Raw genomic sequence first — 22,500 nt, 5'->3', positions numbered from 1 at the left:
TCCGGGCGGCGGACGTTCACATGTCCAGCACGATTCGCCCACCTCGTGTCCGCGAGACGCAGATGAGCATCGAGTCGTCACGCTCCGCGTCCGTCAGCAGTTCGTCCCGGTGCTCGACCTCCCCTTCCAGGACCCGTTGCCGGCAGGTTCCGCAGAATCCCTGCTCGCAGGAGTAGAGCGTGCCGGGCAGTTCCTCGCGGACCGCCGCGAGGACGGTCGAGCCGGCGGGCACGGTCACCGTGCGTCCACTGCGCCGCAGTTCGACCTCGAAGGCGGTGTCGCCCCCGTCGGGCGCGCGGGCGGTGAACCGTTCCAGGTGCGGTGCCGCCCCGTCCGGGATCCGTGCCGTGACCGCCGCCATGAGCCCGTCCGGTCCGCAGCAGTAGACCGCCGTCCCCGGCCGGAGGTCCGCGAACAGCGCGTCCAGGTCCGGCAGTCCGTCCTCGTCCTCGGCGACGACGGTGACCTTCGCGCGGTCCAGCTTCCCGATCTCCTCCAGGAACGGCATCGAGGCGCGCGTCCGGCCGCCGTACAGCAGCCGCCAGTCGGTGCCCTCCGGCAGGGACCGCAGCATCGGCAGCACCGGGGTGATCCCGATACCGCCCACGACGAAGACGTACGCGGGCGCGTCCACGAGCGGGAAGCGGTTGCGCGGTCCGCGCACCTCGACCCGCGTGCCCTCCCGGAGCCGTTCGTGCACCTCCCGCGATCCGCCCCGCCCGTCCTCGACGAGCCGGGTCGCGACGGTGTACGAGGAGCGGTCCTCAGGGTCCCCGCACAGGGAGTACTGCCGGACGAGCCCCGAGGGCAGCACCAGATCGAGGTGGGCTCCCGGCTCCCAGGGCGGCAGATCGGCTCCCTCCAGACGCAGCAGGACGACACCGTCGGCGACGCGCTCGTGCCGGGCGACCCGCAGCCGCAGCGTCCGTGAGCGGGGCCGGCCGGAGACGGGTTCCTCCAGGGCGGGCAGCGGCCACAGCGGGGATGCCCCGATCCGGCGGCGCAGCGCACGCCGTACGAGCACGGCCGCGCCCGCGACGGCGACGACGGTCCCGAGTCTCGGCGTCACGCGGCACCCGCGGCCTTCTCGGCGGCCGTCGCGGCCGGGGAGGTGGCGAGATAGGCGATCGCCTGCTCGGTGGAGCCCTCCTGCGAGGGGTGGTAGGCGCGGCTGAGATAGCGGGGGACGGATCTCAGCAGGTCCCCGGTCGGCGGCAGCACGCCCCGTTTCCCCGCGGTGTAGAAGTCCTTGAAGCTCGCCCGGCCGTTCACGAGCGTCGGATCGTTCTCCATGAAGAACCGGGCCCCGCGCTGCCACAGGAAGACGAGCGCGGTGAACGCGGTCGCCCAGGTCCGCGCGCGCCGGCGGTAGCTGCCGTCGACGTGCTGGAACAGGTCGAACGCCACCGAGCGGTGCTCGACCTCCTCCGCGCCGTGCCAGCGCATCAGGTCGAGCATGACCGGATCGGCGCCGCGCCGGTCCAGTTCCTCGGAGTTCAGGATCCAGTGGCCGAGGAAGGCGGTGTAGTGCTCGATCGCGGCGATCAGGGCGACACGCTCCAGAAGCCACCAGCGGCGTGCCCTGCCCGGGGGCAGGGTCCGGTCGCCGAGGAGCTTCTCGAAGAGCCAGTCGACCTGCGCGGTGTACGGCGTCGGGTCGAGCCCCAGCTCCGCCAGGTGGGGCAGCACCTCGTCGTGGGCCTGCGAGTGCGTCGCCTCCTGCCCGATGAACCCGATGACGTCCTGGCGCAGCCGCTCGTCCCGGACGAGGGGCAGGACCTGCCGGTACACATGCACGAACCACCGCTCGCCGGCCGGCAGCAGCAGATGCAGCACGTTCATGGTGTGCGTGGCGAACGGCTCGTCCGGCACCCAGTGCAGCGGTGTGTCCTCCCAGGAGAACGACACCTTCCGCGCCTTGAGAGCCGTCCGCTCGGACTCGACCGGCCGGGGCTGCCGGGCCTGCGTATTGGACATGGCGTCAATGTACTGACGGGTAGGCGCTCGGAGAAGCCCTCTGCGCCCACTTGTTTACATCCGTGTCAGCAATCCGTGTCGGCGGTCCGTGCCAGGCGTCCGTGCCGGTGAGGCGTTCCGGTGTTCAGCGCAGCCCGGTGATGCCCCGGCCGTCCGCCAGGGTTCCCTTCAGCTCGGCCCGCGCTCCCTGCTTCGCCCGTACGACGAGCAGCGGACCCGTCGCGGAGCCGCGCACCCCGCCGGTCGCGGCGACCGACGTCGTGTCCTTGCCGCCGGCCGCGAGGAGGTACCATACGCCCGCCCCCGACTTCCACAGCACACCGGCGAGCACCTGCGGATCGCGGGAGCCGCAGGCGGGGGAGTTCCCGGCCTGCGCGACGACCGCCCCGTACGTCCCGCCGGGGGCGCGGAACTGGGCCAGCACCCGGGTGCCGCCGCCCCGCCAGGTGTCGGCACGCGTACACGTCCAGGCGGCCGGACCGCTCCCGTCGGGCAGCGGCTGGCGCGCGTACTCCCAGGCGTTCACGGTCCGCACGCCCTGCGAGCGCGCGGAGGCCAGCGAGCACGCGAACGGCGCCCACTCCCGCAGGTCCTGCGCTCCCGAGGCCTCCCGGGGCGCGGCCGGCCGGCCGGCGGTGAGGTGGGCCGGGATCAGCTCGCCGAGATCGGTCAGCAGCCGGGTGCCCGAGGCGTCCTTGACCTGGAGCACGTTCCACGACGTGCACGTGCCCGTCTGCGGCGGCCCGGCCAGCGGAGAGGTGGAGCCGTCCGCGGACAGGGTGAGGTCCGTCGCTCCGGCGGAGGGCTTCAGCAGGTCGCGCCGGGCGGCCCCGGTCACCCAGGGCGCGGTCAGATAGCGGACGTTGCCGTCGGCCCGGCCCAGCACCACCGCGCTCGCCTCCGCGCGGCTCGCCCCGTCGGCCCGCGCGAAGTCCAGGGCCGCGCCGCCCGTGCCGTCCTTCGGCTCGGCGTAGCGCGCGACGCGCAGACCGTCGTAGAGGAGCACCACGCGCGCCTGGTCGACGACGCCCGCGTACAGCAGCTGGGGCGGTCCCGGCGGAGCGCCGGAGGGCGTGCCGGGTGTCGCCGCGACCCGGACGGACTTGCCGGGCCGGGCCCAGACGGCGAGCGCGCGGCGCAGCAGCGCGGTGTCGTCGACGAGACCGCCGCGTGCGGGCCAGACGGAGAAGTCGGTGCGCGCGGCGGACTTCCAGGCCGTGGGCGCCACCCGGTCCAGCCGCGCCGGGTCGAGCGCGGCCTCGGCGGCCGGGTTTCGCGCGTAGGAGGGCGCCGCGGCGCCGTCCGGGCCCCAGCCGTCGCCCGGCAGCACGAGCAGCGCGCCGCACACCGCCGCGGCGGCGGTGGCGGCGAGCGCGGCCTTCATGTGCCGCCTGCGCCGCAGCAGGTCGGTGGGCCGGGCCTGCAGAGCGCAGGGGTCGAACTCGGGGGAGCCGAGCAGCGCGTCCCGTGCCTCGGCACCCGAGGCCTCCTCCAGCGCCGCGGCCGGGTCCTCGACCCCCGCCGCCGACAGCACCCGGCGCAGCGGCGTGTCGGCCAGCCCCTCCAGTCCGCGCAGCACGTACGCGGCGCGGGCCGGGCCCGAGAGCTCGGACAGCAGCTGGTCCAGGGCGAGTTCGTCGGCGCCGCCCGAGCGCGGGAAGAGCCGCAGGCCCCACACCTGAGGCAGGACCGGCGGCAGCTGGGACCGCTTGGGCCGGGCCCACCGCTTCAGCGGCAGCCCCGCCTCCAGCGCCGTACGCACCACCTGGAGGCGTACGAAGGCGTAGCCCGGGTCGCCGTCGCGGCCGCCGCCGCTCTGCTGGGCCGGGAACACCGACGCGCCGCCCGCCGCCCGGCCGCGCGGCAGGGCCCGCTGGGTGAGGGCGTGCGCGGTCAGCACTCTCCGATTGCGGCCGAGGCTCGGCGGAAGCATCAGATAGGCGAGCCGGACCAGCCGCGGATAGTGCTCGACGAGCGCGGCCTCGGCCTGCTCGACGTCGACGACGGCTCCGGAGGAGGGTGCGGGGCGCGGGGCTACATCCTGTGACTGCACGTTCAGCAGAACGAGCGAACCGGTGGTTGGTCACCGGCCCCGCCGAGGACCTGTTGGCCGGCGCGACCAGGACCTGTCCGGCCGGTCACGGTGGAGGATGCCGGCGGCACCTCCCGGCCGAAGGCTGGGGGACGTCGTCGACCGACGGCAACGCCGCTGGGGGTCCCCCCTGCTCGAAGAGCTCGGGGGAGGGCGTGCCACACCCCGCGTCTCCGCCGTGATCGACCGGACAGGTCCTAGTCCGCGGATTCCCCGGGTTCCACGAGCAGGCGGGCGTAGTTCGCCATCGACCGCTGGTAGCGCGGCAGATGGGGGGCCAGCGCGCCGATCACCAGGGCCAGGCCCTCGCGCTCGCGGCCGAGGTCGGCGAGGCAGAGCGCCAGACATGCCCGCACCGCGTCGTCCAGCTCGTCCGAGGGGGCGACCAGTTCGGGGGTGAGGAGTTTGACGCCCTCGTCCGCCTGCCCGATGTTCCGCAGCGAACTGGACAGCTGGATCTTCGCCCTGCGGCCCTTGTACCCGCTCAGGCCGCGGGCCAGCGCCTCGCGGTAGAGGGGGACGGCCTTGTCGGAGTGGCCCGTCGAGTCCCAGGCGCAGGCCTGCTCGAACGGGCCGAGGGGGCTGTCCGCGGGCAGTTCGGCGACCAGCGCGTCGATCACAGCCCGGAAGTCCGCCGCCCGCTCCTCCTCGTAGTCCTCGAAGCCGGCCCAGGCCGCCGCCGTACGCTCTTCCCAGTCTTCGTTCACGGATGTCACCCTCGCACAGCCGTGTCCCCGGCGGTACCGGGTTCCCGTCCGCGGCGGGGACGGATTGAGCGCCGGGCGGCCCGGAGCCGTATCGAAGGCAGAGCCCTCGCCGGGGCTCTTCTCGGCGTGAACGCCGACAGGTACCGGAGGAACGTATGAGGTTGACACGCGGGAAGCTCCTGGCCGGGGCGGCCGTGGCCGCGCTGCTGGCACTGACCGGCTGCGGCGGCGGATCGGACGGCAAGGCCGCGGCGGCGAAACAGACCGTCCCGCCCACGGCGACCGGCAGCCTGGAGGAGCTGGCCGCCGAGGTGAAGTGCAAGCCGAGCATCCAGACCGACGCGGACGAGATCCGCCAGGGCGTCTGCAAGATCAGCACGGGCAAGTTCATCCTGGCGACCTTCGCCACCGACCGCGGCCAGCGCGAATGGCTCGACGGCGCCAAGGACTACGGCGGCTCGTACCTCGTGGGCGCCAAGTGGGTCGCCGTCGGGGACCAGAAGATGGTCACGACGCTGCGCGGACAGCTCGGCGGGACCCTGGAAGAAGGGGCCTCGCACGCCTCGCACGGCGGTCATCAGCACAGCGGCTGACAGCGCGGGGGCCCGCAGGGCCGCAGGGCGGGCCGCGGACGTGAGGGCACAAAGAAAGCCGGTGACGGGGGGGAGATCCCGTCACCGGCTTCCTCATGGGGGCTTACCTACAACGCTGGCCGTTGTTGATGCAGGTGACCATCTTGTTCATCAGGGCGTCGTCGAAGACGTTGATGAAGTCGTCGTGGTCGGTGGCCGGCTTGTGCAGCTGCTCCGGGAAACCGTCCACCGCGTAGGCGTTCTTGATCTGCCCGTTGGTGAGGGTCGGGGCCCGGAAGTTGTAGACGAGGCGCATCGTCAGCTGCGGGATCGCCTTGAACCCGTTGGCGCAGTTGCCCTGGGCGTCGGCGAAGGCCACGTGCGTACGGTGGTTCGCGCTGTCGGCGTTCACCCCGTCCCAGCAGCTCTGGAAGGCGAAGGTGCGGACCACGGTGCTGCCCCGCGGGCAGATCGGGTACTGCTGCGTCAGCTGCACCTTGTTCTCGAAGCCGGTGCAGCTCCAGTGGGCGTTGGCGTTCGCGAGACCGTTGGTCGTGGTCTTCGCGTCACCGGTGATGATGCGCAGGAACTTCGGCATCGCGACGACCTTGCTGGTCGGGCTGCCGACGAACTTGATCTGCGCCTGCCTCACCTGCTGGATCGCGCCGACGTTGAGTTCCTTGCCGCCGCCCAGGTTGTTCTGGTCGAAGTCCTGGGTGCCGTTCTGGATACGCACGACCGGCCAGTAGTACGTCGACTTGTCGCCCTGGTTGGCACAGGTGGTCTTGGCCGCGGCGAAGGTGTCGTTGGTCGCGAAGGCGTCGTTCGACTGGTTGCCGACGTAGTCGTGCAGGTGGTGCGCACCGTTGGTGACACCGGGAGCCACGATCACGTTGTCCGTGTTGAACTTCTTGTTCGCGTTGGTGCCGCAGGACGACGTGAACACACCGCGCGAACCGGCGGCGCCGACGGCCGGCTTGGCGGCGACGTTCGGCTGGACCTTCGTGATGTCGACGAAGTCGGTCGCGAGCGGACCGTTGCCGGCCTGTCCGCCGTTGTTCGCCTGGGCCGGAGCGCTCGCGCTCGCGGAGGCACCCGCACCCGCGCCCGCGTTCGCACCGGTGCCCGCACCGGCGCTCGCGCTCGCGGCGGCGGACGGAGCGGCCGTGGCGCCGCCGTTGTTCTGCCCGCCGTTGGCCTGTCCGGCCGCGGGCTGTCCCGTACAGGTGGAGAGCCCGTCGAGCCAGCCCGGAGCCTTGCCGCCGACGCGGTTGATCTCCAGCTTGATCCGGTCGATGATCACCGCCCGGTTCTGCTTCAGCGGCGTGAGGATGGAGTTCTGGACGAAGCTCGCGTCTCTCGTCTGCGCGTCACGCGTGGTCGCGAGCCGCTGGTAGGCCGCGGTGATCTGCTGGTCGAGTGTCGCCAGCTCCCCGTCGACCTGGCCCCGCGCCTGGTTCGGAACGTTGGACAGCTTCTGGCCGACGTCCGGGCAGCTGATGGTGGCCACCTGGGCGGGCGCGGACTTGGTGGTGTTGCGCCCCGAGTTGCTCTCGTGCGCCGAGGCGTAGAAATTCGCCCAGACCAGCCCACCCCCACCGATCGCGAGCGCTGCCGACGCGGCAACGGCGCGAACGGCCAGCGGCGAACGGCGTTTTCGAATGTTGCGTCCCATGGAACTCCTCTGACTTCCTTGCGGGGCAGCGAGGCGCCCGACAGGAGTGAAGCGGCTCCGTTCCATACGCAGGAGGTGCGCGAGGTGTTCAGGGGTCTCGAAAGAATCTTTGAAAGCCGTGAGACCAATTCGGTCACAATGGTCCCAGAAGCCCGCGAATTCCCGGGAGTTGATCTCGAAATTCAGGTTTGAGATCGCATTTTTTGACTTGTATTCAGTAGCCGTCGGGCTCCGCGAGAGCCGTCGCCCTCCGTCCGGCGGTGTGCGCGAAGGCTTCAACTGCCGCACTGGACAGTCGAGTTCGCGGGCGGTCCGGATCCGGCGGTGAATCCCCGATCCGTGCGTCCGAGGCGCCCGGACCCGGCCGGCGGGCGCCGGGAAGACGCCCCGCGGGCCGGGCCGGGGAATTGCCGTGATTCAGCCGCCGAGGACTTTCGCCTCCACCGCGGGATCCAGTCCCACCCCCGGCCGGTCGGCACGCCGGGGGGGCGGGGCCGCCGAGTGACCGGAGCCAGTCCCAGGTGTCCTCGACGGTCTCCTCGACGGGCCGGCACCGCAGCCCCGTCCGCAGGACCCGCGAGACATCGCCCGAGTACACCGAGGTGTGCAGCTCGCTCCCCGGCGGCACCCACACCGGAAGCTGCGTCCACGGCTCGATCCCGGCGCCGAGCACCGTCTCGGGGTCCGTCCAGCGGAGCTCGGCCCGCGACCCGGTGGCCCGGACGCAGGCGTCCAGCAGCGCCCCCATCGTGCCGTGCCCCGGGGGACTCACCAGGTTGTACGCCCCGTCGAGCTCCGCCTCCACCGCGCCGAGCGTCCACTCCGCCAGATCCCGGACGTCGACGTACTGCAGCGGCAGCTCGCGCGGCCCGGGAGCGAGCACCGGACCCCCCGCCGCGATCCGGTTCAGCCACCACGGCAGCCGCCCGACGTTCTCGTACCGTCCGAGGATCAGTCCGCACCGCACGAGCAGCGAACGCCCGGCGCCGAAGGCCTCGACGGCGGCCAGCTCCCCGCCCCGCTTGTCCCGGGCGTAGTCCGTCGCCTCCGCGCCGGCCGACGCGCCCTCCACGAGCGGCGCGTCCTCGGCGTACCCCGCGGCGCGCGGCCACGCGTACACCGAGCAGCTCGACACGTACACATGGCGGGACACCCGGCCGGCCAGCAGGCGGGCCGCCTCCCCCACGGGCCGCGGGGCCGCCGACCAGGTGTCGACGACGGCGTCCCAGGTGTCCGTGGTGCCCGCGAGCGCAGCGAGCCCGTCCGGCGAGGTGCGGTCGCCGAGCAACGACCGCGCGCCGGAAGGGGGTTCGTGGCGGCCGCGGTGGAAGACGGTGACGTCCCACCCCCGGGTGAGCGCCGCCTCCGCGACCGAGCGCCCCACGAACTCCGTACCGCCCAGCATCAGAAGTCTCCGTGTCATACGGACGACTGTGCATGCGCGGCCCGCCCGGGGGAACGCGAATCTGCTGACAGGAGATACGCCGGACGGATCAACGGCCGGTCGGCGGGGTGTACTTGTAGCCCACCCGGCGCACCGTCTGGATCGCCTGCCGGTGCCGGTTGCCGAGCTTGCGGCGCAGCCGTGCGACATGGACGTCGACGGTCCGTCCGTCGCCGACGTGTCCGTAGCCCCACACCGTGGACACCAACTGGTCGCGGGTGTGCACCCGGTGCGGATGCCGGACGAGATGCGCGAGCAGCTCGAACTCCAGGTAGGTGAGGTCCAGCGCCTGTCCGTCGACCTCGGCGGTGCGCTGCACGGGGTCGACGCGCACCAGCGGGTCGGCGCCGCCGCCGGTGCTGTCGGTGACGCTGTCGGCGGCGGGGGGCTCGGCCGGGCCCGTCACGGCGACCGGCAACAGGGGCTGCTGGTCCGCCGGTACGAGCACCAGGTAGCCGATCATCGGCGGCTGCCCCGGCAGGACGGGCAGCGCGTTCTGGGGGGCGGGCAGCCAAGTGGCCCCCGGGGGAAGGAAGGTCGCCACGTCCACGCCCGTCCCCAGGCTCTCGGCTTCGTTCGAGCGGGGGAGGCCCCAGTCCTCGTCCCGGTCGACGGCACGTAGCCGGTGCCGCCCCGGGGCGGCCGGGGGAACGGGAAGGGGAGAGGTCGCGACGGAGGAGAAGGAACGAGTGGTCGCCATGAGAGGTCAGCTCTTTCGCGCGAGAAGTTCGTCGGGAGGTTCGACGGCCGCGAGTTCGTGGTCGGGGTCGTCGAGGACGTACGTCGTGCGCGCTGGCCGAAGGCCGGGGTGTACGGCTTTAGAGGGCCGGCGCGTTCGTCGCGCGACAACACACCCGGTCGAAGTCGTGGTGCTGACGGGAGGGCCAGAAGGGCTCGAGGTCATGGCGACCCGTCGCGATGCACTTCTGGAAGTCGGCCATGAACCCATTGAAGCAGACACGGCCCCGTAACAGGAGCCTCCTCTCACTGCTTGGACGCCTCCTGGCGCGAAGTCGACGTCGAACGGATCGGCCCGTCAGGGAGGTTCGTACCGCCGAACTCCGCGTCGCCGTGGCGGTGTTCCGGCACTGGGGCATCCCCCGCCGACAAGGCGAGGGGGCGTCCACCGTGACGGTGGACGCCCCCTCGGGAGTGCTGGGCCGGATCAGACCTGGCCGGCCTTCTCCAGGGCGGTGCAGCAGGTGTCGACGATCAGACGCGTCACGACGTACGGGTCGACGTTCGCGTTCGGACGGCGGTCCTCGATGTAGCCCTTGCCGTCCTTCTCGACCTGCCACGGGATGCGGACCGAGGCACCGCGGTCGGAGACGCCGTAGCTGTACTCGTTCCACGGGGCGGTCTCGTGCAGGCCCGTCAGACGGTCGTCGATGCCGGCGCCGTAGTTCTTGACGTGGTCCATCGGCTTCGAGCCCTCGCCGAGCGACTCGCACGCGGTGATGATCGCGTCGTAGCCCTCGCGCATCGCCTTGGTGGAGAAGTTGGTGTGCGCGCCCGCGCCGTTCCAGTCGCCCTTCACCGGCTTCGGGTCCAGCGTCGCGGAGATGTCGAAGTCCTCGGCGGTGCGGTAGAGCAGCCAGCGGGCGACCCACAGCTGGTCCGAGACCTCCAGCGGCGACAGCGGGCCGACCTGGAACTCCCACTGACCGGGCATGACCTCGGCGTTGATGCCGGAGATGCCGAGGCCCGCCTTGAGGCAGTTGTCCAGGTGCGCCTCGACGACGTCACGGCCGAAGATCTCGTCCGCGCCGACACCGCAGTAGTAGCCGCCCTGCGCGGCCGGGAAGCCGCCCTCGGGGAAGCCGAGCGGACGGGCGCCCTTGAAGAAGGTGTACTCCTGCTCGATGCCGAAGATCGACTCCTGCGCGGCGAAGCGCTCGGCGACCTCGGCCAGCGCGGCACGGGTGTTGGTCTCGTGCGGCGTCATGTCGATGTTGAGGACCTCGCACATGACGAGGATGTCGTCGCCGCCGCGGATCGGGTCCGGGAAGCTGGCCACGGGCTTGAGTACGCGGTCCGAGGCGTGACCCTTGGCCTGGTTCGTCGAGGAGCCGTCGAAGCCCCAGATCGGCAGCTCCGCACCCTTGGCGTCGTCGGCCAGGATCTTCGTCTTGGAACGGAGCTTGGCCGTCGGCTCGGTGCCGTCGATCCAGATGTACTCAGCCTTGAAGCTCACGGGCCACATCCTTCGGGGTGGGTCTTGATCGCACTTGCGGGTGCTGCGGCGCTGCGGCACTGGGGCGCCGCCGGGGATGACCGGAAGACTGTCAACCAGCGATTTCCCGAGCGTTGCCCGAATGTGAACCCCGTGTTACCTGGGTCGTATGTGCCCGGTCTCACACGCCCCGTGCCGTGGCCCCCGCCGGCGTGTGATCGTTCGCGGCCGCGATCGTCGGGTCCGCCGCCCGCCCGGGGCGCGGAGGTCCGGCGGGGCGCCGCTCGTATGCGATCCGGGTGAGGACGACAAGGAGGGATGTGACCCGGTTCCCTCCGTTTCGTCCCCTGCGGGGTTGGGTGTTCGTCTCCCCGGAAGGCCGCCCGCCCATGCGAAAGCCCTGCCGCCTCCGGCCCGGAACGGGTCGGTGACGGCAGGGCTTTCGATCCGTTCTGCCCGTTATCCCACCTTCTCGATGCGGGCTCGGCGGATCAGGAACTTGCCCGGCTCGCGGACCTGTTCGAAGGCCGCGTTGTTCAGCAGGACACAGCTGCCGGAGACCGAGGTGACCTGGACGGTCGTGGACTTGTTGTTGTCCAGGTTGGTGACCTTCAGCTTCGTCCCGGCCGGGAACTGGTTGCTGGACGCGGCCGGAGCGCCGCCCTCGCCGGAGAGCGTGACGGTCGAGCCGTTGCAGACCTGCTGGCCGGTGGCGGCACCGGCGCCCGCGTTGTTCGCGGGAGCGCTCTGTGCCGGAGGAGCCTTGGTGGCGGCCTGGGCCGGCGCGGACTGGGCCGGCTGCTGGGCGTTCTGCTGGCCGGTCTGGGAGCCCTGAGCCGACTCCCCGACAGCGCAGCCCGACGCCTGCTGCTGAACCTTGATCTGCGCGACGACCGCTTCGCGGTTCGCGATCCTGGCCGCCGACTGGGAGTCGGGGTGGGCCTTCTGGTCCGCGATGAAATTCAGGTTGTTGCCGAGCGCGGTGGCCAGGCCCTGACACGCGACCGAGGTCTGAGCGGTCTGCACGGACGCCGCGTTCGAGGTGGCGGCCAGGGCGAAGGCCCCGCCGCCGGCCACGGTCGCCGCGCTGACGAGCAGAGCGATCTTCTTCTTGGTGCTGAGGGTTCTCCTACGCGACATGCGCGCCTCCAGAGAGTGGGGGAGCGTTACGTCGCTATGTACGAGATGCCGAACGCGGTTGCTCAACGGTTACGGCATTCACTTAAGTAACCTGGATCACACGGGAGTTGGAGCGGTCGGCTCCGCTACCGGGACAGGGCCTCCCGTACCGCCTCCTCCGTGCGGCCCACCAGCGCCGTTCCGTCGTCCGCGGTGATGATCGGCCGCTGGATGAGCTTCGGGTGCTCGGACAGCGCCGTGATCCAGCGGTCCCGTGAACCGGCGTCCCGCGCCCAGTCCCCGATCCCCAGCTCCTTCGCGTCCGCCTCCCCGGTCCGGGTGATGTCCCACGGTTCGAGGCCGAGGCGGTCGAGGACGGCGCGGATCTCCTCCGCGCTGGGCACGTCCTCCAGATAGCGGCGGACGGTGTACTCGGCGCCCTCCGCATCGAGCAGGCTGATCGCGCTGCGGCACTTCGAACAGGCCGGATTGATCCAGATCTCCATGCCGCACACGGTACGGCAGACACCTTCGGACACGGCTGTCACAGCACCCCCGAAGCCTTGTGGCCAGCGGCTTTTGTCAGTGCCCGGCGGTAGAATAGAAGCAGTGTTCGAGGGTGTCGCCGGGGGGTCCGGACGGCGCCCTGACCGCGACAGGAGGATGCCTGTGCCCGCTGCCGCACTGAAGCCGCTGCCCACTCAGTCCACATCCAAGACGGCGGTCCCGCTGGACCTGCCCTACGAGCCCGTGAACAAGTGCCCGCTGCCGCCGGGGCGCCCCCGCGACTGGTACATCACGCACAACCGCCGGCTCAAGGCGATGCGGCTCGCCATCGCCCTGCTCGACTCCGGTGTGTACGTGCCGAACCAGGCCCGCAACGAGAAGATCCGCAGCACCGCGCAGCTCATCGGCGTGCACCCGCCGTCGGACAGCACGTGCCACATGGTGCGCGCCCTGATGAGGTACGCGCGCTGAGGAACCGGGCGTCCCGCTCACCGGCGCCGTGTGACCCCGCCCCGTGGCGGGGCCACACGGCGCCGACACCGGAGCCGGCACCGTCCCATGCGCCGGCTCCGGCTTTCGCCCGGGTCCCGGCCGCCGGTGCCGGCTCCGGCCTGTGTCCCGGTCCCGGCACCACCCGTCCCGGTCCCGGGCTCCGGCCGTGGACCTCGGACCGGGCTCGCGGCGCCTCGCATCGGTGTCGGCTCGTCCGCCGTCCTCGGAGGCGGTCCGGCGCGGGGGCGGGCCGCCTCCGCGCCGCCGTCCCCGTCCCGGTCCTCACTTCTCCGACAGCTCCCGTTCCAGGGGGGTCCGGAAACGAGGGGTGATCCGGGCGTCGCCCACCCAGGCCCGGAGGCGGTCGGCCTCCGCCGCGACGGCGCCGCGGGCCTCGCGGCCGACGCCCGCGGTGTCCAGCAGCCGCCAGGCGATCTCGCCGTCGGGCCGCTGCGCCCAGCCCCCGACCACCCGGCCGTCCCACCACACCGTCGGACCGACATTGCCGCTGCGGTCGAAGAGGGCGGGCCGCAGGGACGGTTCGAGGAACCAGTCGCGGTCCGGCCGGCTCATGGGCGTCGGATCGAGGCCGGGCAGCAGGGCCGCCCAGGGCGCGTCCGGCCCGTCGACCCGGCCCTCGTCACCCGCCGCCACGTACCCCGTGGCCCCGTCGTCGAGCGAGACGGCCACCGCCCCGCTCGCGGCCAGCGCCCGCCGCAGGTCCCCGGCCTTCCACCCCGTCCACCACTTCAGGTCGGCCTCGGTGGCGGGCCCGCACGCCGTCAGCCAGCGGTCCAGCAGCTCGGCGCGGGCCTCGGCGGGCGGGAGCGGAGGATGCGGCGGCGCGACCGCCCAGCGGAACCGGCTCGATGTCCAGGACCCGAGCGGACGCCCCCGCACCACCTTGCCCTCGACCCCGAGGACACGCATCAGCTGGGACGACACCGTGTGCACCCCCTCGTAGCTCTTCCCGGGCGCGTACACGAACTGCTCCCTCAACCGCGGCTCGTCCCCGGTGAGTTCGTTCACCGTGGCCTCTCCGCGCCGGGCCAGCGCGGCGAGCGCCGACGCCTCGACCTCGTCGAGCCACGCCTCGGTCAGCCGCCCGTCGCTCCCGGCGATCATGTCCTTGACCAGCCCGGCGCGGGCCTTCGCGGCGATGTCCAGCCCCGTCGAGGCGTGCACGAGGGCCGCGAGGCCGACGGGGAACACGAACACGGTGTGCCGCATGCCGTGCATCCGTACGAGTGAACGGTCCTCGTACAGGGCCCGCTCCACCCGCTCCACCGTCCTTCGGGCGTCCGTGAGCCGCGCGCCCACCGCCAGGTACACCGCCGCCGGATCGGTGCCGTGCAGCGCGACCAGGGAGTCCGCCACCTCCTCCGGGGCCGCCGCCCGCGCCCCGCCCGCGAGCCGCTGCCGCAGCCCGAGCCGTGCCCGTCGCTCCGCCACCCCGATGTGCCGCGGCTTCCCCGTCACGCCGTCTCCGTCCGCTCGCTCCGCGCTCCGGGCCACGTCCCGCGCGCTTCCCGCTCCGCGCTCCTCATCCTCGCGGACGTCCGCGCGTCACGGGACGGGGTTCACCCGTTGGACGCAACCGGGCATGCGGCGGCCCTGCCCGCGGCCTTGACTGGGGCCACCGCGAGGAAGCGGGATCCGGAGGCGCACCAGGACCACGTGGGGAGAGACGATGCATCAGAGGGACGGCATACGAGGACCGGTCCGACTGATCCTGGCCGTGTCCGTGGTGGCGGCCCTGGCCGCGCAGCTGACCGCCTGCTCGGACGACAGCAGCCCCTCGGGCACCGCTTCCAAGGCCGAGTCCGCGGCGTCCCGGGCCGCGTCCGCCGTCTCGGAGGCCGCGTCCGCCGCCACCCAAGCCGGTGACGCCCTCGCCTCCGCCACCGCCGAGGCCGGCCGGAAGTTCGACGAGTTCAAGGGCGGCGTGGACGCCAAGGACGAGGTGAAGACCGACGGGAGCGCGAGCCCCGACTCCGACGGGCGCGCCACGGTCAAGATCACCGCCACCAATCCGACCTCCTCGGCGAAGTCGTACGTCGTCCAGGTCGACTTCCGCGACCAGAGCGGGAACCTCCTCGATGCGACCGTCGTGACGGTGGACGGCGTCGCGGCGGGCGGCTCCAAGGACGCCACCGCCCGCAGCAACCGATCCCTGACCGGCGACGTCAAGACCGACGTCGCCCGCGCCGCAAGGCACTGACGCCGTGCTCCGCGACAGCGTCACGGCGACCACGGCGGACCGGGCCGCCCGGGGCCGGGCGGCCCGCAAGCGGGTGCCCCGTTCCGCGCACGGCACCTGGATCCCCGCCGCCGACCGCCCCGACCCCGTCGGACTCCTCCAGGCGCAGGGCCGGGACCGGCTCCCGGAACTGCTGCCGATCCGGTACGCGCGGATGGCGGCCTCCCCCCTGGCGTTCCTGCGCGGGGGCGCCGCCGTCATGGCGGCCGACCTGGCCGCCCAGCCCCACACCGGGCTCACCGTCCAGCTGTGCGGCGACGCCCACCTGCTGAACTTCGGCCTGTACGCCGCCCCGGAACGCTCCCTGCTCTTCGACCTCAACGACTTCGACGAGACCTTCCCCGGCCCCTTCGAGTGGGACGTCAAACGGCTCGCGGCCAGCATCGCGGTCGCGGCCCGGGAGAACGGGCACAAGGAGGAGCACGTCTTCGGCGCCGCACGGGCCGCCGCCGGGCAGTACCGCGAGGCCGTGCGACGGCTGGCCCGCCAGGGCGAGCTGACCGTCTGGTACCAGCACATCGACGCCGATCTGCTGCTGCCGCTGGTCCGCTCGGGACGCCGCCACCGACGCGCCGAGGCCACCCTCACCCGGGCCCGCCGCCGCACCAGCCTGCAGGCGCTCGGCAAACTCACCGAGACCGTCAAAGGACGCCGCCGCATCGTCCACGACCCGCCCCTGCTGGAACCGGCCGGAGCCATGGACATGGCCTCGCTCCGCAAGATCTTCAGCGACTACCGCTCGACGCTCCCCGAGGAACGACGGCTGCTCCTCGACCGCTACCGGTTCGTCGACGCGGCCCGCAAGGTCGTCGGCGTGGGCAGTGTCGGCACCCGCTGCTTCATCGTGCTGCTCGCCGGACGGGACGCCGACGACCCGCTGTTCCTCCAGATCAAGCAGGCCGGACGGTCCGTGCTCGAGGAGCACCTGCCGAACGGCCCGTACGTCCATCCCGGGCGCCGGGTCGTCGCGGGCCAGCGGCTCATGCAGGCCGCCGGGGACGTCTTCCTCGGCTGGACGACCGGCCCCGAGGGACGCTCGTTCTACTGGCGCCAGCTGCACGACACGAAAGGGTCCGCGGACATCGCCGGCATGAGCCCGGGGGAACTGCGCTCCTACGCCCGGCTGTGCGGCACCGCCCTGGCCCGTGCCCACGCCCGCTCCGGCGACCGTGTCGCCATCGCCGCCTACCTCGGCCGCGCCGACACCTTCGAGCGCGCCGTCGCGGACTTCGCGCTCCGCTACACGGACCGCAACGCCGCCGACCACGCGGCACTGGGCGCGGCGGTCATCGCGGGTGTGGTCCCGGCGGCACCGGGCGTGTGAGGCCGCCGGCCGGTCAGGCGCCGGCGGCCGGCCGGACCGGGGACCCGAGTCCGGTGAGCGCGAGGTCCACGAGGCGCTGCCGGTCCTCGGCGTGGTCGCGGAACCAGAGGCCCAGCAGGTGATCGGCGTCGGGCAGTTCGAGGCGGGAGAGGTCGGCGCGGGCGAAGAGCGCGTCCGTCACGGCCCGCGTCACGGCGGGCGGGATGATCGCGTCCCTGGTGGGCACGGCGAGCACCGCCCGGCCCTCGTACGCCCGCAGCACGTCGAGCGCGGGAGCCCCGCGCCAGCTGTCGGGGGTGCGGATGATCCGGCTGAAGCGGCTCTCGGCCTGCGGGCCGTCCTGCCGCGCGGTGCCCTCCGGGTCCTCGAACGGAAGGGGCCAGGCCTCGGCCGCGTGCACCGCGGGCGCGCACAGCACGAGCGCCACCGCGCGCCGCCCGTAGTGCCGCGCGAGATCGGCCACCGTCTGGCCGCTCATGCTGAACCCGACGAGGATCAGCGGGGCGCCCGCCGGAACCGTCGCGTCGATCACCGACACCGCCTGCTCGAAACGCAGCCGAAGGCTCGATCCGCCCAGCGTGCCGGTGCTTTCGCCGTGCCCGGAGAAGTCGAACGCGAGTCCCGCGCAGCCGCGGGCGGCGAAGTCGCCGAGCAGCGGGAGCAGCCGCTCCTTGCTGCCGTTGCCCGCGCCGTGCAGCAGGACGGCGGTCGCCGCGCCGGCGTCGTCCCCGCCGCTGCCGACGCAGCTCAGTCGTTCACCGTCGTGGTCGTGCGTGAAGGCGGAGAGCATCTCCCCATTGACGCACGCGCGCCGCACCGCCGCGGTGACCGGGGTGGCCGAACGATTCCCTTGGGGGAAGGGCGGTTGACGGGAGAGCGCTCGGATCAGGAAGCGGCGGGAGTGCCGTTCGCGTCCGTCCCGGAGGCGGTTTCCGGCGCGGCCGTACCCGCTGCCCCGGTCCCCGTTCCCGGTGTCGTCGGCGCCGCCTCCGGCTGCGCGGTGGCGGTGGCCGCCTTCGCCTGGGCCGCGGCGACCGCCTCGCGCAGGTGGTCCTCCTGCTCCTGGCTCAGCGAGGTCTGCACCAACTGCCCGCCGAACTCGGCGATCTGAGGGATCACCTTGTCCCCGGCCGCCTGTTTGACCAGGACGAACAGCGCCGCCGCGCCGGGCCGCAGATTCTGGCTGAGATCCTTCATGAACTTGTCGTTGATCCCGGTGTCCGTGACCGCCCCTCCGGCGGCACCGGCCGCCGCGCCCACCGCCGCGCCGAGCAGCGGCGCCAGGAAGAGCAGCCCGATGACACCGCCCCACAGCGCGCCGCCCGCCGCGCCGATGGCCGTGTGGCTGACCGCCTGGTGGAGCTTGATCCTGCCGTCCTCGCTCCGTTCGACGACGACCGCGTCCTCCAGCTCGACGAGATGCTGCTTCGACAGCTCGAACAGCTTGTCGCGCACCTGGCTCGCGGTGGCGACATCGTCGTAGGCGACGACGAACAGATTGCTCATGACGGCACCCCTTGTGTCTGTTCCGTACGACTTTATAGCGATACGGGGTGAGGTGCAGTCGGGGGAAAGCCGGACGAGCGCCCGGTGCGGGGCTCCTCGGGCCGGGGTGTCACAGTCCCGGTGCGCCCCAGATCGGGAACCAGCGGGCGAGGTCCTGCTCGATGCGCAGGTCGTCGGCCAGGGCCGCCTTGATCTGGAGCTCGAGCGCGTTGTCGCGCCGCTCGCCCTCGCCGGCGAGCGGCGCGAAGGGATAGAACGTCCCGCGCTTGTAGAGGTAGACCAGGCCGAGCCGTCGCCGTCCGTCGTCCTCGAAACCCACCACGGAACAGAGCAGCTGGGGACCGAAGCCGGTGCTCTCCAGGGAGCTGTTGACCGCGTGCAGGTCGCTCACCAGCGCCGGCAGGTCGTCGGGCGTGCGGCGGGAGACCAGCCACGAGTAGCCGTACTCGTCCCGGCTCCGTTCCACCGGCGGGCCCGTCCGCCCGGTGTCCGCGTCCAGCAGGGCCTGCGCCTCCTGGTGCGCCTGGGCGAAGGCCCCGCCCTCGACGGACGCGAAGCACACCGCTCCCGTGCCGGTCGGGGTGAACCCGGCCGCCGCCTGGAGGGTCAGGGCCGCCGACGGCAGTCCGAAGAGCTGGTCGAGATCGGGAGCGGCGGGCTTGCTGCGGCCCAGCAGGATGTCCAGGAACCCCATGCGCTCAGAGGGCCTCTCCGGGAGTCGGGGTGCTCGCGTCCGGCACCGCGGGCTCGCCCAGCTCGGCGGAGATGCGGGCCAGTTGTCCGAGCCGCTGCTCCAGGCTCGGGTGGGTCGAGAACAGGTTGGCGATGCCCGGCTGGGCGCCGAGCGCGGGGGTGAAGTAGAAGGCGTTGAAGGCCTGCGCGGTCCGCAGGTCCTTCGTCGGGATCCGGCCGATGTCCCCGGTCACCTTGGTCAGCGCGGAGGCCAGCGCCGAGGGGCGGCCGGTGAGCAGGGCCGCGGAACGGTCGGCGGCCAGTTCGCGGTACCGGGAGAGCGCTCTGATCAGCATGAAACTGATGGCGTACACGGCCGCGGACACCGCCATCACCGCCATGAAGATCGCGACGGTGTTCTGGTCCTTGCGGCCCCGGCCGCCGAACAGCTGCGAGTAGAACGCGAACCGCACGATCAGCCCGGCGAGCACCCCGAGGAAGGACGCCACGGTGATCACGGCGACGTCCTTGTGCGCCACGTGCGACAGCTCGTGCGCGAGGACGCCCTCCAGCTCGTCGGGCTCCAGCCGGCGCAGCAGCCCGGTGGTCACGCACAGCACCGCGTGATCGGCGTTGCGCCCCGTGGCGAACGCGTTCGGCATGTCGATGTCCGACACGGCGACGAGGGGCTTCGGCATGTCGGCCACGGCGCACAGCCGGTCGACGACGCCGTGCAGCTGCGGATACTCCTCCCGCTCCACGATCCGCCCGTGCATGGCGTACAGCGCGATCCGGTCCGAGAACCAGTACTGCGCGACGAGCACCCCGGCCGCGATCACGACGACCAGGACCCAGGACTTCAGCAACACGATCAACGCGGCGACGAAGGCCACGTACAGCAATCCGAGCAGGAACATCGTGACCGTCATCCGCACGGTCAGCTGCCGATCGTTCCGGAACCGGCTCCGCATCTCGCACCACCCCGCAGTCAGGCACTCGTCCCGCTTTCCATTGTGCGCCCGCACTTCCCCATGAACAGGTGCCGATCGGCCCCGCGGCGGGCAAAGAACGCCCCGGCGCGTGGGGGCTCGGCACCCCTGGCCGCCGGGGAGAAACGCGCCGGCCGCGCCCCTCCCGGAGGAAGGACGCGGCCGGTGACGTGTGCGGCTGGAGCGACGGGCTTACACGTCGAAGTACAGCTCGAACTCGTGCGGGTGCGGACGCAGCTGGAGCGGCGCGATCTCGTTGGTGCGCTTGTAGTCGATCCACGTCTCGATCAGGTCGGACGTGAAGACGTCGCCCGCGAGCAGGAACTCGTGGTCGCGCTCCAGCGAGTCGAGGACGGCCGGGAGCGAGGTCGGGACCTGGGCGACGCCCGCGTGCTCCTCGGGAGCCAGCTCGTACAGGTCCTTGTCGATCGGCTCGGCCGGCTCGATCTTGTTCTTGACGCCGTCCAGACCGGCCATCAGCAGGGCCGCGAACGCCAGGTACGGGTTGCCGGAGGAGTCGGGCGCGCGGAACTCGACGCGCTTGGCCTTCGGGTTCGAGCCCGTGATCGGGATGCGCATGGCCGCGGAGCGGTTGCGCTGCGAGTACACCAGGTTGACCGGGGCCTCGAAGCCGGGGACCAGGCGGTGGTACGAGTTCACCGTCGGGTTGGTGAAGGCCAGCAGCGACGGGGCGTGCTTGAGGATGCCGCCGATGTAGTAGCGGGCCATGTCCGACAGGCCCGCGTAACCGGCCTCGTCGTAGAACAGCGGGGAGCCGCCGCTCCACAGGGACTGGTGGACGTGCATGCCCGAGCCGTTGTCACCGAAGATCGGCTTCGGCATGAAGGTCGCGGTCTTGCCGTTGCGCCAGGCGACGTTCTTCACGATGTACTTGAAGAGCTGGAGGTCGTCGGCCGCGGCGAGCAGCGTGTTGAACTTGTAGTTGATCTCGGCCTGGCCGGCGGTGCCTACCTCGTGGTGCTGGCGCTCGACCTGGAGGCCGGAGTTGGCCAGCTCCAGGGAGATCTCGGCACGCAGGTCGGCGAAGTGGTCGACCGGCGGGGTCGGGAAGTAGCCGCCCTTGTAGCGGACCTTGTAACCGCGGTTGTCCTCGAGGGCACCGGTGTTCCAGGCGCCGGCCTCGGAGTCGATGTGGTAGAAGGACTCGTTCTCGGCGGTCTTGAAGCGCACGCTGTCGAACACGTAGAACTCGGCCTCGGGACCGAAGTACGCGGTGTCGGCGATACCGGTCGACGCGAGGTAGGCCTCGGCCTTCTTGGCCACGTTGCGCGGGTCACGGGAGTACTGCTCACCCGTGATCGGGTCGTGGATGAAGAAGTTGATGTTGACCGTCTTGTCGCGGCGGAAGGGGTCGACGCGCGCGGTGGACAGGTCGGCGCGGAGCGCCATGTCGGACTCGTGGATGGCCTGGAAGCCGCGGATGGAGGAGCCGTCGAAGGCGAGCTCCTCGGCCGGGTCGAAGGCCTCGGCCGGGATCGTGAAGTGCTGCATCACACCCGGCAGGTCGCAGAAACGGACATCGACGAACTTGACGTCCTCGTCCGCGATGAACTTCTTGGCCTCGTCGGCGTTCTGGAACATCCAGCTCCTCCTACTCCCGCCCACAGTGGACCGGGGTGGTAGTTCGTTCGTGCGGCCAGTGCGGTGGCACACGCTGGAGCCGACCTTAGGGACGGGGGATTTCTCCAGCGTGACCCATTTGTTTCGCCCAAGTTAACCGACTGCGGCCCTCCAGGCCCCTCGGTTCGCACGGCAAAACGGGCACAGTACCTTGGACGGGTGGACAACAGGCAAGCAATCGGATCGTGGCTCTCCGGCCCGCGCGCGGCGGCGGAGGAAGCCGGTGTCGACTTCGGATACCGGGGCGAACAGCTCGGTCTCCCGGAGCACGGACCGGGCTCGATCGCCCGCCCCGGCCGCCGTCTGGGCGCTCTCGCGATCGACTGGGGCCTGTGCCTTCTCATCGCATACGGGCTGCTCACCGACGGCTACGGCCAGGCGACGGGCAACTGGGCCCTGCTCGTCTTCTTCGCTCTCGGGGTTCTCACGGTCGGTACGGTCGGCTTCACCCCGGGCAAGCGGCTGCTGGGCCTGCGCGTCGTGGCCGAGGGCGGCGGCCGGCCGAACCCGCTGCGCGTCCTGCTGCGCACGGCGCTCCTGTGCGCGGCCGTCCCGCCCCTGATCTGGGACCGGGACGGCCGGGGCCTGCACGACCGCCTGTCCCGCACGATCGAGATCCGCACCTGACCCCACCCGCCCGTCGGCTCGGCCGCGTGCGGAACCAGCCCCTGCGGGGAGGGCGGCCTCTACGGACAGGGGGCGGCCCCTGCGGGGAGGACGGCCTCATCCGGGGACGGTGACCCGCTCCGGCGGAGGGGATCTGCTCCGCCGGAAACGACTTGCGACGGCGAGCGGCCGCCGCGTTGCCGCGGTGCGGCGATGGGTCCTGTGGCGAGGGTGCCCGGCGAGGCGTACCCCCGCGCCGGAGGCGGCCTGCCGACGCGCAGCCGAGGGTGTCCCCGCACGACGACCGGCCCTGCGACGAGGGTCCATGGTGCATGTGCTCCGGCACGGGGTCGTGCCCCGCTGCGAGGACCCACCGGGCGGAGCCGACCTGAGACACGGCGAGGCCGACCGACGACGGGCGGCCCGCGACCGGGAGCGGTCCCACGGTCAAGGTGGCCCGGTAGGGCGGGGTCGGCCCGCCGCAAGGGGAGAGGGGTCGCCGCAGCGGGGCTGGACCGGCATGGCGGAGCGGCCGACGACGGGCGGCCCGCGACCGGGAGCGGTCCTGCGGTCGAGGTGGCTTCGGGGCCGGGGAGGGGGCCCACGGCCAAGGCGGCCCGGCGCAGCGGGGCGGCTGACGACGGGTGCCCCGCGACCGGGAGCGGTCCTGCGGTCGAGGTGGCTTCGGGGCCGGGGAGGGGGCCCACGGCCAAGGCGGCCCGGCGCAGCGGGGCGGCTGACGAC

At 72.3% G+C, this 22,500-nt stretch carries 20 protein-coding genes and 1 pseudogene; 5 read left to right on the top strand and 16 right to left on the bottom strand.

The window, feature by feature from the left end; genetic code table 11:
• Positions 1–16: 16 nt before the first annotated feature.
• From ACH4S8_RS19830 to ACH4S8_RS19815, 4 genes are all read right to left on the bottom strand, one after another.
• Positions 17–1,069 (bottom strand): PDR/VanB family oxidoreductase, encoded by a 1,053-nt coding sequence (locus tag ACH4S8_RS19830; protein ID WP_398395635.1) that lies wholly within the window; start codon positions 1,067–1,069, stop codon positions 17–19.
• Complete coding sequence (locus ACH4S8_RS19825) at positions 1,066–1,977, bottom strand: metal-dependent hydrolase (RefSeq protein ID WP_398395633.1); 912 nt, start codon at positions 1,975–1,977, stop codon at positions 1,066–1,068. Before ACH4S8_RS19825 ends, ACH4S8_RS19830 begins: the two co-directional genes overlap by 4 nt.
• A 124-nt stretch (positions 1,978–2,101) precedes the next feature.
• A complete protein-coding gene (locus ACH4S8_RS19820) occupies positions 2,102–4,030 on the bottom strand; it encodes a hypothetical protein (protein WP_398395631.1) in 1,929 nt (642 codons plus the stop codon).
• 236 nt (positions 4,031–4,266) lie between these two features.
• A complete protein-coding gene (locus tag ACH4S8_RS19815) occupies positions 4,267–4,776 on the bottom strand; it encodes a tetratricopeptide repeat protein (RefSeq protein WP_398395629.1) in 510 nt (169 codons plus the stop codon).
• Between the two features lie 155 nt (positions 4,777–4,931).
• Between ACH4S8_RS19815 and ACH4S8_RS19810 the strand changes: the two genes are divergently transcribed.
• Entirely contained in the window at positions 4,932–5,369 is a 438-nt protein-coding gene (locus tag ACH4S8_RS19810; RefSeq protein WP_398395627.1) for a hypothetical protein, read from the top strand.
• Positions 5,370–5,472: 103 nt separating this feature from the next.
• On the opposite strand, the gene ACH4S8_RS19805 is transcribed toward ACH4S8_RS19810, so the two are convergent.
• The 6 genes and pseudogenes from ACH4S8_RS19805 to ACH4S8_RS19780 all read right to left on the bottom strand — a co-directional run bounded on the left by ACH4S8_RS19805 (position 5,473) and on the right by ACH4S8_RS19780 (position 12,265).
• Positions 5,473–7,023, bottom strand: coding sequence for a DUF1996 domain-containing protein (locus ACH4S8_RS19805; protein ID WP_398395625.1), 1,551 nt, complete (start codon positions 7,021–7,023; stop codon positions 5,473–5,475).
• Positions 7,024–7,440: 417 nt separating this feature from the next.
• A pseudogene (locus ACH4S8_RS19800) lies at positions 7,441–8,428 on the bottom strand (NAD-dependent epimerase/dehydratase family protein).
• A gap of 88 nt (positions 8,429–8,516) precedes the next feature.
• Positions 8,517–9,167 carry a winged helix-turn-helix domain-containing protein gene (locus ACH4S8_RS19795; RefSeq protein ID WP_398395623.1) on the bottom strand — a complete coding sequence of 217 codons (651 nt, stop codon included), beginning with the start codon at positions 9,165–9,167 and terminating at the stop codon, positions 8,517–8,519.
• A 465-nt stretch (positions 9,168–9,632) separates the two neighbouring features.
• Positions 9,633–10,661: a glutamine synthetase gene (glnII, locus tag ACH4S8_RS19790; protein ID WP_387300987.1), complete on the bottom strand. Its 1,029-nt coding sequence runs from the start codon at positions 10,659–10,661 to the stop codon at positions 9,633–9,635.
• Between the two features lie 438 nt (positions 10,662–11,099).
• Entirely contained in the window at positions 11,100–11,780 is a 681-nt protein-coding gene (locus ACH4S8_RS19785; RefSeq protein ID WP_398395621.1) for a hypothetical protein, read from the bottom strand.
• A gap of 125 nt (positions 11,781–11,905) precedes the next feature.
• Positions 11,906–12,265 (bottom strand): arsenate reductase family protein, encoded by a 360-nt coding sequence (locus ACH4S8_RS19780; RefSeq protein WP_398395619.1) that lies wholly within the window; start codon positions 12,263–12,265, stop codon positions 11,906–11,908.
• A gap of 163 nt (positions 12,266–12,428) precedes the next feature.
• On the opposite strand from ACH4S8_RS19780, the gene ACH4S8_RS19775 reads away from it, so the two are divergent.
• On the top strand, positions 12,429–12,737 hold the full coding sequence (locus ACH4S8_RS19775; RefSeq protein WP_398395617.1) for a hypothetical protein: 309 nt from the start codon (positions 12,429–12,431) through the stop codon (positions 12,735–12,737).
• Positions 12,738–13,040: 303 nt separating this feature from the next.
• Here the strand turns inward: ACH4S8_RS19775 and ACH4S8_RS19770 are convergent, their stop codons facing one another.
• Positions 13,041–14,237 carry a winged helix DNA-binding domain-containing protein gene (locus ACH4S8_RS19770; RefSeq protein WP_398395615.1) on the bottom strand — a complete coding sequence of 399 codons (1,197 nt, stop codon included), beginning with the start codon at positions 14,235–14,237 and terminating at the stop codon, positions 13,041–13,043.
• A 211-nt stretch (positions 14,238–14,448) separates the two neighbouring features.
• On the opposite strand from ACH4S8_RS19770, the gene ACH4S8_RS19765 reads away from it, so the two are divergent.
• Both ACH4S8_RS19765 and ACH4S8_RS19760 read left to right on the top strand, forming a co-directional pair.
• Entirely contained in the window at positions 14,449–14,979 is a 531-nt protein-coding gene (locus ACH4S8_RS19765; protein ID WP_398395613.1) for a hypothetical protein, read from the top strand.
• Positions 14,980–14,983: 4 nt separating this feature from the next.
• Entirely contained in the window at positions 14,984–16,342 is a 1,359-nt protein-coding gene (locus ACH4S8_RS19760; RefSeq protein ID WP_398395611.1) for a DUF2252 domain-containing protein, read from the top strand.
• Between the two features lie 13 nt (positions 16,343–16,355).
• Here the strand turns inward: ACH4S8_RS19760 and ACH4S8_RS19755 are convergent, their stop codons facing one another.
• The 5 genes from ACH4S8_RS19755 to glnA all read right to left on the bottom strand — a co-directional run bounded on the left by ACH4S8_RS19755 (position 16,356) and on the right by glnA (position 21,111).
• The gene (locus ACH4S8_RS19755; RefSeq protein ID WP_398395609.1) at positions 16,356–17,132 is read right to left on the bottom strand and encodes an alpha/beta hydrolase; all 777 of its coding nucleotides are present in this window, start codon (positions 17,130–17,132) and stop codon (positions 16,356–16,358) included.
• 95 nt (positions 17,133–17,227) lie between these two features.
• Complete coding sequence (locus ACH4S8_RS19750) at positions 17,228–17,848, bottom strand: DUF1269 domain-containing protein (RefSeq protein WP_398395607.1); 621 nt, start codon at positions 17,846–17,848, stop codon at positions 17,228–17,230.
• Between the two features lie 109 nt (positions 17,849–17,957).
• On the bottom strand, positions 17,958–18,542 hold the full coding sequence (locus ACH4S8_RS19745) for a hypothetical protein (protein WP_398395605.1): 585 nt from the start codon (positions 18,540–18,542) through the stop codon (positions 17,958–17,960).
• Positions 18,543–18,546: 4 nt separating this feature from the next.
• A complete protein-coding gene (gene htpX / locus ACH4S8_RS19740; protein WP_398395603.1) occupies positions 18,547–19,491 on the bottom strand; it encodes a zinc metalloprotease HtpX in 945 nt (314 codons plus the stop codon).
• A 210-nt stretch (positions 19,492–19,701) separates the two neighbouring features.
• Positions 19,702–21,111, bottom strand: coding sequence for a type I glutamate--ammonia ligase (gene glnA / locus ACH4S8_RS19735; protein ID WP_398395601.1), 1,410 nt, complete (start codon positions 21,109–21,111; stop codon positions 19,702–19,704).
• 198 nt (positions 21,112–21,309) lie between these two features.
• On the opposite strand from glnA, the gene ACH4S8_RS19730 reads away from it, so the two are divergent.
• On the top strand, positions 21,310–21,777 hold the full coding sequence (locus ACH4S8_RS19730) for an RDD family protein (protein ID WP_398395599.1): 468 nt from the start codon (positions 21,310–21,312) through the stop codon (positions 21,775–21,777).
• Positions 21,778–22,500 lie beyond the last annotated feature (723 nt).

It is taken from the genome of Streptomyces sp. NPDC021080 (genome assembly GCF_044333225.1).
Lineage (GTDB): Bacteria > Actinomycetota > Actinomycetes > Streptomycetales > Streptomycetaceae > Streptomyces.
This window is presented reverse-complemented; position numbering and strand designations above follow the sequence as displayed.

Coding starts and splice junctions, on each gene's coding strand:
- ACH4S8_RS19825 (WP_398395633.1), bottom strand. CDS start 1,977: ATGTCCAATACGCAGGCCCGGCAGCCCCGGCCGGTCGAGTCCGAGCGG.
- ACH4S8_RS19810 (WP_398395627.1), top strand. CDS start 4,932: ATGAGGTTGACACGCGGGAAGCTCCTGGCCGGGGCGGCCGTGGCCGCG.
- ACH4S8_RS19805 (WP_398395625.1), bottom strand. CDS start 7,023: ATGGGACGCAACATTCGAAAACGCCGTTCGCCGCTGGCCGTTCGCGCC.
- ACH4S8_RS19795 (WP_398395623.1), bottom strand. CDS start 9,167: ATGGCGACCACTCGTTCCTTCTCCTCCGTCGCGACCTCTCCCCTTCCC.
- ACH4S8_RS19785 (WP_398395621.1), bottom strand. CDS start 11,780: ATGTCGCGTAGGAGAACCCTCAGCACCAAGAAGAAGATCGCTCTGCTC.
- ACH4S8_RS19780 (WP_398395619.1), bottom strand. CDS start 12,265: ATGGAGATCTGGATCAATCCGGCCTGTTCGAAGTGCCGCAGCGCGATC.
- ACH4S8_RS19765 (WP_398395613.1), top strand. CDS start 14,449: ATGCATCAGAGGGACGGCATACGAGGACCGGTCCGACTGATCCTGGCC.
- ACH4S8_RS19755 (WP_398395609.1), bottom strand. CDS start 17,132: ATGCTCTCCGCCTTCACGCACGACCACGACGGTGAACGACTGAGCTGC.
- ACH4S8_RS19750 (WP_398395607.1), bottom strand. CDS start 17,848: ATGAGCAATCTGTTCGTCGTCGCCTACGACGATGTCGCCACCGCGAGC.
- ACH4S8_RS19745 (WP_398395605.1), bottom strand. CDS start 18,542: ATGGGGTTCCTGGACATCCTGCTGGGCCGCAGCAAGCCCGCCGCTCCC.
- htpX (WP_398395603.1), bottom strand. CDS start 19,491: ATGCGGAGCCGGTTCCGGAACGATCGGCAGCTGACCGTGCGGATGACG.
- glnA (WP_398395601.1), bottom strand. CDS start 21,111: ATGTTCCAGAACGCCGACGAGGCCAAGAAGTTCATCGCGGACGAGGAC.